Source organism: Synergistaceae bacterium (assembly GCA_031267575.1).
GTDB lineage: Bacteria > Synergistota > Synergistia > Synergistales > Aminobacteriaceae > JAIRYN01.
This window is the reverse complement of sequence record JAIRYN010000001.1, coordinates 13,687-28,097: the sequence shown is the minus strand read 5'-3', so window position 1 is coordinate 28,097 and position 14,411 is coordinate 13,687. Positions and strand designations below refer to the sequence as shown.

The window sequence follows — 14,411 nt, the reverse complement described above, 5'->3', positions numbered from 1 at the left end:
CACAAAGCAAGACACTAAGAAAGACACTAAGCAAGACACTAAGAAAGACACTAAGAAAGACACTAAGACACGACCCGCCGTGTTTAGATGTTCAGCCAATGAAGGGAGAGGGTAATTTATAGAGCGGCTGGCGCAAAATTCAGACGTCTCAAATTTATGGCAAACGCAGTAGGCGACGGGCGTGTTCTTGGGCCTCTGGAAGATCAGGGTCGCCGGAGAGCATACGGGCCACCTCTCGGACACGCTCTTCGCCCTCTACCTCATGGGAGTGGGACTCACCGTCCTCTTTGCGCACGACGAAATGCCGGTCTCCTAAAGCGGCGATAGAGGCTTCGTGGGTTACCAGCAGCACCTGACACCGGTGTGAAAGCTCCTGGAGCTTGAGGCCGGAAAGCACGGCAGCTCGCCCTCCCAAACCTGCTTCCACCTCGTCGAAGACCAGAGTGGGAGGCAGCCACTCGTCGGGCAGTGAAAGTTGCAAGGCCAGAAGCAAGCGACTCAATTCTCCTCCAGAGGCGATTTTGTCCACCTTTCCACTGCGTTTATCCGTAAAGAGGGTGAACTCTACTCCATCCGCTCCGTCCCGCCGGAGCTTGGGCAGCTCGACGAAACGTATCACGAAGCCGACGCCATCCATCGCCAAGTCCTCAAAGAGCGCGTTGACCCGTTCCTCCAAGGTCTCAGCGGCTTTTTTGCGTTCCTCGCGCAGAGTCATAGCCGCTTGGTTGGCGCGGCGACGCAGCTCTCGAGCCTCCTGAGCGACTTTCTCCAATCGGTCATAACTTTCTTCCAACCAGGACATACCCTCTGTGGACCCCTGGCAGTAGGCTAACAGGTCTTCTTCGCTCTTTGCCCCGGCTAGGCGCTTTAGTTTGCGAAGCGCCCCCAATCGTTGTTCCAAAGCCTCGATCTCCCGCCTTAAGGCATCGGGGGACCCTGCCTGGCTTCGCGCGAGGTCGGCGATGTCCTGAAAACTTTGCAGCCCTTCCCGCAAGAGGCGCGCCGCCATCTCTCCCTCCTCGGAGGGCAAGCACTCGATCAGGGTTCCGCCCACGTTGTTCATAGCGTCCAGAAGCCCCTGTTCGGACCGGCCGCCGGTCAGATGGTCAAGAGCTTGGGCAATCTTGCCCAAGCCGGTCAATCGGCTGGAGAGTTCGCTAATGTCTTTTTCTAAGGAGGCCTCCAGTCCGGTCGTGGGATCGACTTTTTTCACCAGAGGAACGACTTCGGCGGCGTTGGAGTATCGTTGCTCGATTTCCGCTCGGCGGGTGGCGATGTCTTTCAACTCGCGTTCTTTGATTCTGGCTTGTTCAAAGACGTTTCGAAGTTCGCTCAGAGCGTCGCGCAGTTCCTGGCGCCCGCAGGAATCCACCATAGTCAACTGACACCCGGCGTCCAGGAGTTCCAGTTGTGCGAACTGGCTTTGAATGTGAACCAACTGGGCGACCGACGACGCATAGAGAACGACGGGCACCTGACTTCCCTGGAGGATCGCGCGTCCTCGACCACTGCGTGACAAGTTGCGTTTCGCGAAAAACGTTCCTTCGGCGGGCTGCTGTTCTTCATCCAGGCCTGATAATCGACAGTCCGTCTGAAAAACCACGTCCACCGCGGCCTCTTCTTCTCCGGCGCGAATGAGGGCGGACTGTCCGCGTTTTCCCGACGCCAGCTCGATAGCACGGACGATGCTGCTCTTCCCCGCGCCGCTTTCACCGGTGATAACAGTGAAGCCTTTCTCGAAGGAGAGTTCGCAGTGGCTGATGCCTCCCACGTTTCGGATGGAAAGTCGCTTCAGCACGGCGAGCGCTTCACTCCTTGTCCGTCATGGCAATACTCTGACCCCAGCCCAATTTTTCTTGCACCAGATCAAGGAAAGTCCTGTCGGTCATGGTGACCGTGCGAAGCGTTCGGTCTCGCGCCAGGGAAATCTCCACGTATTCGCCCGGAAGAATCTCATAGGCTAACTGTCCGTCTTGAGTCAAAGTGATCTCCCGCACCCCGCTCCCTCGAGGGGTCAAGGTGATCGTGTCCTCTGCGGCGGCCAGAAGAGGACGGGAGTAGAGAGTGTGGGCGCAGATTGGAACCAATAACATGCTCTTCATGTGAGGAGGGATGATGGGTCCTCCGGCTGAAAGAGCATAGGCCGTAGAACCAGTTGGCGATGAAATAATAACCCCATCCGCAGGCAGGACTCCGAAGAATTTGTCGTTGAAACGCACTTCGATGTGCAAGAGACGTGCGATGGCGTTTTTGGTCAACACCACGTCGTTTAAAGCGTACATCTCATGGAGGGGCCTATCGTCCCGGAAAAGCGTACAGTGCAAAAGAGGCCGTTCGAGCAATTCGTATTCCCCGTTTACGATGCGTTTCAGATCCCGCTCGGCTTCCTCCGGTTTGCCGGAGGCCAAAAAGCCCAGGTGTCCCAGGTTGATACCATAAAGGGGGATTCCCGCCTCCATGATGTAGCGGCTCGCCCGCAAGAAAGTCCCGTCGCCGCCTATTACCAAAGCGATATCGACGGTTTTAAGCCATTCTTCGTCGGAGGTTCCCTCTATTGTCAACATCGAGGCCTCATGATGGGGCAAAAGAAGAGGGATCCCCTCCTCTTTGCAGCGGTGTACGAGGCGGCGCCCCATCTCCAGGGCCTCAGGTTTGTGCGCGTTAATGATCATTCCCAAGTTCTTCATTATAAAATTCATCTTCTTTGCTTTTATTCTTTCCTCAGTAGTTCCTGGTGAGCCGCGTCTATCACGGCGTTTATGTCGAAGCTGGCGTCAATGTTGACATCGATGTTGGGGGCGGCGCGAATCAAGTGGCACAAAAACTCCAGATTTCCCTCTGGCCCCAGAACCGGCGACCAAGACAGTCCCGCTGGACACAAACGGGTCTCACGGACGACAAAATCCAGCACTTCCTCCACGACGGCCACGTGCACTTTCGGGTCGCGCACCACCCCGCCCCGCCCCAAGCGTTCCCGCCCCGCCTCGAATTGAGGTTTTATCAGAAGGACGGCGTTCAGAGGGACAATGTCCCCTTTCTCTTTCTCTGGATTTTCGGGTTCTTGGAACAAGATCGCGTCCATCGCCGGAAGCAAAAGGCGCAAGGAAATGAACGAAGCGTCGCAGACCAGGAGCTCTATCCTCTGGTCAAACCGGTCGGGCGTCAAAAAACGGGCGTTGGTTCGGTCCATAATCAGCACTCGGGGATCGGCGGCGAGCCGAGAGTGAAGCTGACCATACCCCACGTCCACAGCGTAGATTTTTTTCGCCCCGGCGTTTAGCAATACATCCGTAAAGCCTCCCGTCGAGGCCCCAATATCCACACAAACGCGGCCCGACGCGTCGATTTCAAAGACATCCAGCGCCTTCAACAGCTTGAACGCTCCGCGACTGACCCACCGCGGTCCTTGGTCTACCTCTAAAACACAATCGACGGCCGTGGGCGCGCCTGCTTTCTCCACACGCTCTCCATCCACCTTGACCTTGCCGGCCATAATCAAAGCCTGGGCTTTTGTCCGGCTTTCCACGAACTTCCGATCCACCAAAAGTTTATCGAGGCGTTCTTTTGCTATTTTAGATTTTTTGGGAATATTTCTTGGATCGTCCGTGTGACTCACCATTTTATGCCGTGTAAGCGCAAGCTCTCGGCCCGGCCGCGCTTAGGACGCTTTTCACGGTCAGGTCGCAGAACGACCTCTGTTGGTCGATTGTCGCATGCTGAATAAACCGGTCCGAAACGCCCAAACGTTTGACGCAGGTCAAGGTTCCCAGCTCCGCCGCGCGGCAGGCTATCGCTTCGCCTATGCCGCCGTTCAGATAGTTTTCCTCGGCCACGACTACGGTGGAGTAGTTTCTCAAAACCCCGTCGAGAACATCCAGGTCCAGAGGCTTCAAACGGCGCAGGTCCACCACGGCTGGCGTGGGCAGACCCGATTCCCCCGCCCGATCCCGCGCTTCAAGCAGGATATGGACGGTAACCCCGTGTCCCAGCAACGCCCAGTCCTCGCCCTGACGGATCAGCGCGGAGCCCAAGGTTTCCTGTCCGCTAAACAGGTTGTTGCGGATGGGAAGCGACCCCCGTGGGTAACGGATAACGGTGGGGCCTCCGCGGTCGGCGGCGTAGGCCATCATCTGCCGCAGCGAGACCTCGTCGGCCGGAGAGTAGACCTCCAGGTTGGGGATGGATCGAGTCCAAGACACGTCCAGAAGCCCCTGATGGGTCTCCCCGTCCGACCCCACCAGACCGGCCCGGTCGATCATCAGCACCACCGGCAAGTTCTGAAGCGCGATGTCGTGGGTCAATTGGTCCATTGCCCGCTGCAAAAACGTCGAGTAAATAAACACCCAAGGACGCAACCCCCCCGCGGCCATCCCCGCGGCCAAGGTGAGCATGTGGCTCTCGGCGATGCCCACGTCAAAAAAACGGGCAGGAAAATGGGTTCGAAAGTTTTCAAGTCTTACCCCTGTGGCCATAGCGGCGGTCAAGCAAACGACGCGCTCGTCAGCATGGGCCAGTTGGTTCATCACCCCGGAGGCGGCGTCACTCCAGGTTCGGGTTTTGGGCGCTTCACGCTCCAATCGAGGGCTCATCTGATGGTATTTTGTGGGGTCCAACTCCGCTTCCGGCAAGTCTTTGCCCTTGATGGTGCTGAAGTGGAGCAGTACGGGCCGGTCGTAGCTCTTGGCCAGTTCGAAGATCATCTCGGATTCCTCGATGTTGTGCCCGTCGAAGGGACCCCAGTAGTTGATTTCCAACTCATCGAAGATGTTCTGGGGCTTCATGAGGGCCTTGATCTGATCGCGGATGCCCTCCAGCCTTTTTTCCAGGGCGTCGCCCTTGGGAAGCGCCCGGCAGCAATCTTTAATGGCTGACTTGATCTTGTTGTAGGAGGTGCTGGCGGAGAGGCGGGCCAACATCGTGGCGAAGCCCCCGACTTGCGAGCCGATGGAGTGTTTGTTGTCGTTTAGGACAATGATCAGCCGGGTTTGTGTCTCCTTGATGTGGTTCAGGGCCTCGAAAGCCAGTCCGTTGATCAGGGACGCGTCGCCGATGACAGCCACCACGTGGTGCTTCTGCCCTAACAGGTCCCGCGCCTTCGCGTATCCCAAGGAGGCGGAGATAGAGGTGCTGCTGTGTCCCGTGTCAAAGTGGTCGAAGGGACTTTCGGAGCGCCGCGGAAATCCGCAGACTCCATTCATGGTGCGAAGAGTGTGAAAGCGGTCCGCGCGATCAGTCAAAATCTTGTAGGGATAGCTTTGATGTCCCACGTCGAACACGATGCGGTCTTGGAGGGGGTCAAACTTCCGCAAGAGTGCAATACACAACTCCACGGAGCCCAGAGACGATCCCAGGTGTCCGCCGTTTTCCTCAACCACCTCCACAATCAGCTTCCGCACTTCCGCCGCTAAGGGTTTCAGGCTGTTGGGCGGCAGTGCCTTTAAATCGTCGATTCCGAAGCCTTCTCTCAAAAAATTCCGCGTTTCGCTGCCCGCAATTTTCGCCTGAGATTCCAAGGAAGTACCCTCTCTTATTCGAGATTTGAAGCCGTCGTCATAGTCGACGAGGACATTATAGGTCAACGAAGGGAATTACTACAAGGCGACAGAATGACTTTGTTTCGATGCAAAAAAACATTATAATTCCTATGTTTTAGTATCTAAATATTTGCAAATTAGACTTCCTGCTTCCCAGAACTCTGAACTTTCAAGAATGCCTTCCCAAATATTCAGTAATATTCAGTTAGTATAGTTCTCCACAGGCATATTGTTTGGGTAAAATTAGTTATAGCAATAACTTGTAGTCTGATGCGTTTACCCTGTATCTGTGATAGCAAAAAACCCTTCTTTAGTTAAAATTAATTATAATAGTATTGCTTTTATACGTAAGTCCATAATAAACTTGTTTAATAAAGTACGAAGGTGATCAAAGTGTCCAAGAGAAGTGTCCAAAAGAAGTGTCCAAAAGATCGGTATGTATATCCGCGCTGAAGCGCGGAAAAAATGGAGGTGTTTTGTGGTGAAGAAATTGTGGCTTTTGGCGTTGCTGGTTTTCGTGTTTGCGGGTTCCGCCTTGGCGGCAGACAGGCCCCTGGTGGTCGGATTCGCCCAGATCGGGGCGGAGAGCGGCTGGCGCACGGCGGAAACGGAATCCGTCATCAGCGCGGCCAAAGAGCTGGGAATTGAGCTGAAGTTCAACGATGCCCAGCAGAAGCAGGAAAACCAGATCCGGGCGATCCGCTCCTTTGTCGCCCAGGGCGTCGACGGTATCCTTCTGGCCCCCGTGGTGGAGACCGGCTGGGAACCTATCCTGAACGAGGTTAAAAAGGCGAACATTCCCGTTATCCTGCTGGACCGGGGCATTACCGTCGATGATGAATCTCTCTACGTCTGCAAGATCACGTCGGATTTCGTCTTTGAGGGATGCGAGGCCGCTAAATGGGTCGTCCAGACGCTGGATGGCAAGGGTAACGTGGTGCAGCTCCAGGGAACCCCAGGGGCCTCCGCGGCCACCGAGCGTCAGAAGGGCTTTGAAGAAGAGCTGGCGAAGACCCCGGACGTGAAGATCCTAGAGTCCCAGACGGGCGACTTCACGATGGAACTGGGTAAGCAGGTCATGGAGGCGTTCCTGAAAAAATATGGCAGCGACATCAATGTAGTTTACGCCCATAACGACGACATGGGGCTTGGCGCCGTTCAGGCCATCAAAGAGGCTGGCCTCAAACCCGGCGAGGACATCAAGATCATCACCGTCGACGCCACGAAAGCGGCCTTCGAGGCTATGGTGGCCGGCGAGGTGGACGCTGTTGTGGAGTGTAACCCACTGCTTGGACCCTTGGCCTACGAAACCCTGAAGAAAGCCATCGCCGGCGAGACACTGGATAAATGGATTATTCAGAAGGACGAAGTCTTCACCAAGGACCAAGCGGCCACCGTTATTGGATCTCGCAAGTACTGACGGAAGCCGAAACCCGATAAGCCAGATTTAGGCTACTTTGTTTCGGACGAAAAAACTATTTTACGGGCCCTTCGCGTTGCTTCAGGAAAAAACTCCTCAGCGCCAGGGTCCGTAAATTTTCGGGAGGTGGAGAGTTGGAATATCTATTGGAGACCAGGAATGTCGGTATTTCCTTCCCCGGCGTGAGGGCGCTTTCGAGCGTTGATTTCAAATTGCGCAAGGGAGAGATCCACGCGCTAATGGGACAAAACGGCGCGGGAAAATCCACGTTGCTCAAAATTTTGAGCGGCGTCTACAGACAGGACGAGGGCAGTGTCTATCTGAAGGGGCAAGAGACGCGTTTCGCCTCCTCCACGGAGGCTCAGAGAGCGGGGATCAGCACCGTCCACCAGGAACTCAACCTGATACCGACTCTGTCGGTGGCCGAAAACCTGTTTTTGGGGATTCAGCCACGAACCAGGCTGGGGCTACTGAATTGGAAAAAGATGAGTCAAGGCTCCGAGAAAATTCTGGAGCGTCTGAACTTGAAAATAGACGTCACGGAACAGTTGAACTCTTACTCCGTGGCCATACAACAACTGGTGGCCATCGCCAGAGCGCTCCTCTTTTCCGCTGACATCCTGATTCTGGACGAGCCCACATCCAGCCTGGACAAGGAGGAAGTCGCCCGTTTGTTCCACGTCATGAGAGGACTAAAGTCCGAGGGGCTGGGCATTGTTTTCGTCACCCACTTTCTGGATCAGATGTACGATATCTCGGACCGGGCCACCATCTTACGCAACGGGGAGCTGGTGGGAGAATTTGAGATGGCGAACCTGTCGCGAATTAACTTAATCACAGCTATGGTAGGCGAGGAGACCAGTGCCCGTAAAGCTGAGGAAAAGTTCGAGCGCCGTCCCACTCGCGCGGCCCAAGAGGTGAGGCCTCTTTTGGAGGTCTCTGGAATAGCGCGCTTCGGCGTCGTAGAGCCCTTCGATCTGCGACTGGGGCAGGGCGAGGTGTTGGGCCTCGCCGGTCTACTGGGCTCCGGACGCAGCGAAGTGGCAAGGCTGCTCTTTGGAATCGACGGCTTCGATCAAGGAGAGATCAAGGTAGAGGGGACTTCCCTCAGACCCTCCTCCCCTCAAGACGCCATCGCGGCGGGTATGGGCTTTTGCCCTGAGGACCGGAAGACGGACGGGGTCATTGGTAGCCTTTCGGTGCGGGAGAATATCATTTTAGCGCTTCAGGCAAACCGAGGCGTCTTCAAGAGGTTGAGCCGGGCCGAGCAGGAACGTATCGCCGAGAAGTTCATTGAGTCCCTTTCGATCAAGACACCAGGGAGCGAGCAGCCAGTCCGAAACCTTTCGGGGGGGAACCAACAGAAGGTCATCATCGCCCGGTGGTTGGCGTCGAACCTCCGTCTCCTGATTCTGGACGAACCCACCCGCGGTATCGACGTGGCGGCGAAGACGGAAATACAAAAACTGATCCTATCCCTGGCCGACGAGGGACTGGCGGTACTGTTCATCTCCTCGGAGCTGGACGAGGTAGTGCGATGTTGCGAGCGAGTCGCGGTGCTGCGTGATCGCCGCAAAATTGGCGAACTCTCGGAAGGCGAGGTTCGGGTCGAAAACATTATGAGCGCCATAGCTCAGGGGCGCGATTGCTCCGCTCAGACGACCCAAACGGCCCAGACAGGCCAAACGGAGGGAAGAGTATGAAAAAATTTGTTCGAGGAGTGGTCCGCAGTCCCTATTTCTGGTCCTTGACTTTTCTGGCGCTGCTGCTGGCCTTCAACATCGCTTTTACGGAGCGGTTCGGTGTCATAGAAATCAAAGACGGGCACTTTTACGGCAGCATGATCGACATCCTGCGCCGCTCCGTGCCCACGATACTTTTGAGCGCCGGCATGACCCTGGTCATCGCGACGGGAGGAATAGACTTGTCCGTGGGGGCGTTGATCGCTGTAGCCGGGGCGATCTCGGCTCTTTTGGCTCGAAGTGACGCGCCTCTTGTCATTACGGTGGTCTTACCGCTTTTGGCTACGACGGCGGCTGGGTTCTGGAACGGTTTTCTTGTGGCGAAAGTGGGGATTCAGCCCTTTGTCGCGACGTTGATTTTGATGGTGTCCGGACGCGGCATCGCCCAATTGCTCTGCGGTGGTCAGATCATCAAGTTTTCCCGTCCGAATTTCGAGTTCTTGTCCGCCGGCTTCATTTTGGGCTTACCTTTCGGCCTCTATCTGGCCGCGGGAATGCTACTAATGGTGTGGTTTCTGACGCGGCGGACGGCTCTTGGGCTCTTTATCGAGTCCATTGGTGTCAATCCCGTAGCCAGCCGCTACGTGGGCATCAGCGAGACCCGCATCAAGCTGCTAGTTTATATGTTCTCAGGTTTTTGCGCGGGCATGGCGGGGTTGGTGCTGACGACGGAGATACGGGGAGCCGACGCTAATAACGTAGGACTCAACTTAGAGTTAGACGCTATTTTAGCTACGGTTCTGGGGGGCACAGCCATGAGCGGAGGTCGGTTCTACCTAGCGGGGTCCGTCGTGGGGGCTCTCATTATCCAGACTCTCACCACCACAATTCTGGCCCGAGGGGTGGCCCGCCCGGCCACTCTGGTGGTCAAGGCTTTCGTTGTCATCTTGATCAGCCTTGTCCAATCCCCTTCTTTCCGCGCGCAGATTTTTAGTAGACGTGGACGAAAGGAGATCCGGGCATGACAAGATCGAGACTGAAAGCGCGACACATTCCGATCCTGGCTACAGTCGTGGTTTTCGGATTGCTTTATGCCGCCGCGTCTTTTTGCTTCCCGCACTTCTTCACCCTGCGTGTATTCGTAAACCTCTTCATCGACAACGCTTTTCTGGGAATCGTGGCGGTGGGTATGACCTTCGCTATCCTGTCGGGGGGCATCGACCTTTCTGTGGGGTCCGTGGTGGCTTGCACGGGCATCGTCATGTCAAAGCTCATCACCCAGCACGGATGGCATCCCGTTCTCGTGATTCTCTTCGTTCTGGTGGCAGGTACGGCCTTTGGAGCGGCGATGGGTTTTTTCATCGCATTTTACGATCTCCCACCTTTCATCGTCACTCTGGCGGGAATGTTTCTTGCCCGAGGGACAAGTCAGATCATCAGCTTAGAGTCGATTCCGCTGAGGTCTCCCCTCTTGACCTCGATAGCGAACTTTGGGATTACCCTCTCGAACCGGGTGGATTTCCCCTTCATCGCCATCCTCCTGGTGGGTGTGGTGGCGGTGGGAACGTGGATCGCCCAATACACCCCGTTCGGTCGCAATATCTATGCCATCGGGGGCAACGAGCAATCGGCCTCGATGATGGGCTTGCCGGTGCGTAGAACAAAAATCGGGATCTATGCGTTTTCGGGTTTTTTCGCGACATTGGGCGGAGTCGTCTACACGCTGTACACGTTTTCGGGGTACTCTTTGTCTGGAATAGGGCTGGAGTTGGACGCCATCGCCTCCGTGGTGATCGGGGGCACCTTGCTTTCCGGAGGCGTGGGGTACCTGCCGGGGACGCTTCTGGGAGTTTTGATTCAGGGCGTCATCCAGACCTTTATCAGCTTCGAGGGCACGCTCAACTCCTGGTGGACCAAAATCATTATCGGCGCGCTGCTTTTCGTTTTCATTCTGCTCCAGACCTGGATAGCTAGAAGTGCCCATTTCCGTCGTCAGGGAAAACGCGAAAACTCGATTGGCCGATAATTTGTCAATCTTTGAATCCTTATCTGGACTGAATATAAAAGGATCTTTATAATGTCTTGGGCTTTTTATTTTGAACGCTATAGAAGCGGTCACCGCAATTGCTAAGGAGGTCGTTGATGAAAAAAAGAATAGGCACGATCCTTTTAGAAATGGGGCGTATCACGGCTGAGCAATTGCGGGACGCCTTGAGGAGCCAGGTTGATTCCTCTAGTTTGTTGGGCGAAATACTTGTCGCGAAAGGTGTCCTTGAGGAGCGAGAGGTAACGGATGCTTTAAGCGTCCAATTCAACCTCCCCATCGTCAATATCGGTGATTATCCCGTCGACCCGGTCGCTATAAGGTTGTTATCCAGAAGCCTGATGAAACGCCAGAGAGTTTTCCCTTTGGAACTGCGAGGCAACGAGCTTTTGATCGCGATTGCGGACCCCTTGAACTACGTGGTTCAGGAGGAGCTGCGAACGTTGACTTCCTATGAAATCAGGTTCGCCTTGGTTACTGAAGAAGAGATGGATTCCGCGTTGGCAACGCTAGAGGACAGACCCCAAAAAACGGACAAGGCCGAGCCGGCGAGCAAGAAGTTCTTGCCTTTCGACGCAACGCTCCCACCGGAAGAACAGGAGGAAGAACAGGAAGAAGAACAGGAAGAAGAAGAAGTGGAAAAGATTCCAGAAGAGGAAGCCGTCGTAGATATTTTGGACCAACCTGACGAGCCTGTTTCCGATTTTGGAAAATTGCGGGTACATATGCCCAAGCTGGGAGATATCCTCGTAGAAAGTGGGGTTGTCGACAAACAGCGGATTATGGAGTTTCTGCAAAAACAAACCCATATGAGTAAAAGCCTGGGTGACGCTCTTGTGGCGGAAGGGGTTATTACGGAAATAAAATTGGCGGAGGCACTGTCGACTCATCTAGGGATACCCTTTTTAATATTGACGCGCTACAACCCCATGCCGGAGGCTATCAAGACGATTCCCCGGTACGTTGCCGAACGGCTGCGTCTCGTGCCGCTTTCTCTCAACGAGAACATTTTGCTTGTGGCTATGGCCAATCCCCTAGACCTTTTGGCTCAGGATGAAGTGCACTTACTCACGGGGCGCGACCTCAAGTTGTGCGTCACGACATTCACGGAGATACGAAATAACTTGGACAGGCTTTACGACCTTCAGAGCAGCCTAGAGGAGGCTATTGTAGAGGCCCGGGAGCTGGACTTGTCCTCGGATCGTTTTACGGAGGACCAGGCGAACGACGCACCGGTGATTCAGATGGTCAGTAGCGTACTAAAACAAGCAGTACGGGAAGAGGCATCGGATGTCCATATCGAACCCTGCAAAAACAGCGCTCGCGTCCGTTTTAGGGTGGATGGCATCCTTTATGAATCTTTCGATTATCCCTTGCGGCTCCATCCAGCGGTCTCCACGCGGGTCAAGATCATGGCGGGTATGGATATCGCCGAAAGGAGGAAACCTCAAGATGGACGTATTCCGCTCAAAATAGGAGGGCGTTTCATCGATATCCGCGCCAGTTCTGTCCCCACCACTCGAGGAGAAAAAATCGTTTTGCGTATCCTGGACCAAGAAAACTCGGCCGTAGGGATCGAGCACTTGGGTTTAGAAGCGGACGACATGGAAAAAATCAACAGGCTCTGCGAGTCCCCGTGGGGTGTGCTTTTAGTAACTGGCCCTACAGGAAGCGGCAAATCGACGACGCTATACTCCATCCTCGAAAAAATAAACCGGACAGGGATCAATATCGTCACGGTTGAGGATCCCGTGGAGTATTCTCTAGACGGAGTCAGTCAGATTCACGTCAACGAAAAGGCAGGTCTGGGCTTCGACACCATTTTGCGTTCCATTTTGCGACAAGATCCAGATAAGATCATGGTGGGGGAGATCCGGGACCACGAGACCGCGCAAATCACCATAAGGGCGGCTTTAACAGGACATTTTGTTCTTTCGACCCTTCACACGAACGACGCCCCCAGCGCCTTGACGCGTATGATTCATATGGGAGTCCCTCCATACCTGGTTTCGGCGACCTTTTCCGGGATCATTGCACAGAGGCTTGTCAGGAAGTTATGCCCGTTTTGCAGAGAAGAATACACGGTGGACCTCCACGTCTGCGACGCGCTTCAAATTCCTCGAGGCTCTCGGGCATGGAAGGCCAAGGGGTGTAACGAGTGCCGCCAAGGCTACAAAGGAAGAAGTGGTATTTTCGAGATTTTAACTATGGATGCCGATTTGAGACAAATGGTTTTGGAGGGGGCAAATAACCTCCAACTTCGAGACGCGGCGATTGGAAAGGGAATGAAAACGCTTCGGCAATCGGGTATCGACAGTGTTTTTACAGGTTTAACTAGTATAGAAGAGATTTTGGCGAACACTATTTAATATGAAATAGGTATTTGTAAAAATTTAAGTATATTCAACTCGATTCCCGTCTGGCAGGGGTTTCCATTGGGTATTTCAGAGGGGTTAGCGAGGCCACTTTTGGTCAATAAGCAGGCGACCGACGAGCGAAGTAAATCATGTCGATCGCTTAGTTTCTTTACTAACAAGCTCTGCTCCCCTGAGCTTGCGCAATTACAAGCATTCGATTCCAGTGAGTAAACGATCCGCGCAAAGGGAAAATTTACTGGTCAAAGAACAAGCAATGCTTTGTATAATCCCTAGGATGAGCAAAAGAGAAACTGAAGGATATTACTTTATTATTACTTTTATGTATTACGAAATTATTCAGTAAAATATCATAAATATTGTAAAAGTAATGGTGTATTATCGCTGAGAAACGTAAAGACGGAAAGCACGTGCCTTGACAGGAGGCAATTTGTATGGATGTACGGAAAAAAATAGGGGAAATTCTTCTTGACGCGGGGAGCATTAGCAAGTCTCAGTTGGATGAGGCTCTGAGGGACCAGGTGAGTTCCAATAATAAATTAGGGGAATTGCTGCTCGAGAAGGGTGTTTTGACGGCTCTGCAGGTGACGGAGGCGCTGGGGCTTCAGTTTATGTTACCTGTCGTCAATGTTGGTGGGTACTTCTCCAATATCTCCGCCATCAATTCTCTGCCCAGGTCCTTAATAGAACGCCTGGGAATTTTCCCCTTGGAGCTGCAAAATAACGGCAACACTCTTTTGGTGGCCATCTCCGATCCCTTGAACTTTGTGGTGCAAGACGAGCTGCGCATGGCAACGACGCTCAAGATCAAATTTGCACTCGCGACGAAACGGGATATCGGCGCGGCTCTAGCCGCGATCAGCAGTGGAGCTCAAGTACCGGAGTCCTCTAATTTTTTTCAACCTCTGGACGCGCAAAATTTAGACATGGAAACCATCGTTCCGTTGCCCTCGGAGGAAAACAGAAAGGAAAACAGAGAGGAAAACGGAATGGAAGTCAAGAAACCAGAACCTCCGACCGCACTTCAGTCGCTTGACTCGCCGGTCTTGGAGCCTCCGAATTTTTCGCCTTCGCCGGACGCCCCAGGACTTCAAATGTTTTCGTCTTCTTCCCTTCCTTCGTTGGAGGCATTGGGGGTGGGATCGCAGTCGAAGCTTGCCGCCGAGTCGATTACGGAAACCACTTCACTGGAGTTGCCTGTCGCCTCTTTTTCAGATACGGTGTCAGATACGGTGTCAGATACGGTGGTGGAAGTCCTTCCGACGCCTGCACCGGATCCGGAGATTCCCATCGCGCAGACGCCCTCGTTACCGCCTCCCGTGTCTTCCGTGACAGCGGACCCAGAAAAAACAGAAG

Annotated in this window: 9 protein-coding genes and 2 pseudogenes; 7 read left to right on the top strand and 4 right to left on the bottom strand. The window is 54.2% G+C overall.

Annotated elements, in window-relative coordinates; genetic code table 11:
- Positions 1-154: 154 nt before the first annotated feature.
- Genes LBJ36_00110 through dxs form a run of 4 tightly spaced genes read right to left on the bottom strand, consistent with a single transcriptional unit; the run spans position 155 to position 5,513 of the window.
- Entirely contained in the window at positions 155-1,798 is a 1,644-nt protein-coding gene (locus LBJ36_00110; protein ID MDR1377444.1) for an AAA family ATPase, read from the bottom strand.
- Between the two features lie 10 nt (positions 1,799-1,808).
- Positions 1,809-2,687, bottom strand: coding sequence for an NAD(+)/NADH kinase (locus LBJ36_00105; protein ID MDR1377443.1), 879 nt, complete (start codon positions 2,685-2,687; stop codon positions 1,809-1,811).
- A 23-nt stretch (positions 2,688-2,710) separates the two neighbouring features.
- Complete coding sequence (locus tag LBJ36_00100; protein MDR1377442.1) at positions 2,711-3,619, bottom strand: TlyA family RNA methyltransferase; 909 nt, start codon at positions 3,617-3,619, stop codon at positions 2,711-2,713.
- Between the two features lies 1 nt (position 3,620).
- Positions 3,621-5,513 carry a 1-deoxy-D-xylulose-5-phosphate synthase gene (dxs, locus tag LBJ36_00095; GenBank protein ID MDR1377441.1) on the bottom strand — a complete coding sequence of 631 codons (1,893 nt, stop codon included), beginning with the start codon at positions 5,511-5,513 and terminating at the stop codon, positions 3,621-3,623.
- Between the two features lie 502 nt (positions 5,514-6,015).
- Between dxs and LBJ36_00090 the strand changes: the two genes are divergently transcribed.
- From LBJ36_00090 to LBJ36_00060, 7 genes and pseudogenes are all read left to right on the top strand, one after another.
- Positions 6,016-6,954, top strand: coding sequence for an ABC transporter substrate-binding protein (locus LBJ36_00090; protein MDR1377440.1), 939 nt, complete (start codon positions 6,016-6,018; stop codon positions 6,952-6,954).
- 134 nt (positions 6,955-7,088) lie between these two features.
- Complete coding sequence (locus tag LBJ36_00085; protein MDR1377439.1) at positions 7,089-8,657, top strand: sugar ABC transporter ATP-binding protein; 1,569 nt, start codon at positions 7,089-7,091, stop codon at positions 8,655-8,657.
- Positions 8,654-9,661, top strand: a complete 1,008-nt coding sequence (locus LBJ36_00080) for an ABC transporter permease (protein ID MDR1377438.1) — start codon at positions 8,654-8,656, stop codon at positions 9,659-9,661. Before LBJ36_00085 ends, LBJ36_00080 begins: the two co-directional genes overlap by 4 nt.
- Complete coding sequence (gene yjfF, locus LBJ36_00075) at positions 9,658-10,662, top strand: sugar ABC transporter permease YjfF (protein MDR1377437.1); 1,005 nt, start codon at positions 9,658-9,660, stop codon at positions 10,660-10,662. The genes LBJ36_00080 and yjfF overlap by 4 nt, the downstream gene beginning before the upstream one ends.
- Before the next feature lie 149 nt (positions 10,663-10,811).
- Positions 10,812-11,204 (top strand): annotated as a pseudogene (locus LBJ36_00070) (hypothetical protein).
- 201 nt (positions 11,205-11,405) lie between these two features.
- Complete coding sequence (locus LBJ36_00065; protein ID MDR1377436.1) at positions 11,406-13,049, top strand: GspE/PulE family protein; 1,644 nt, start codon at positions 11,406-11,408, stop codon at positions 13,047-13,049.
- 440 nt (positions 13,050-13,489) lie between these two features.
- A pseudogene (locus LBJ36_00060) lies at positions 13,490-13,915 on the top strand (type II secretion system protein GspE).
- Positions 13,916-14,411 lie beyond the last annotated feature (496 nt).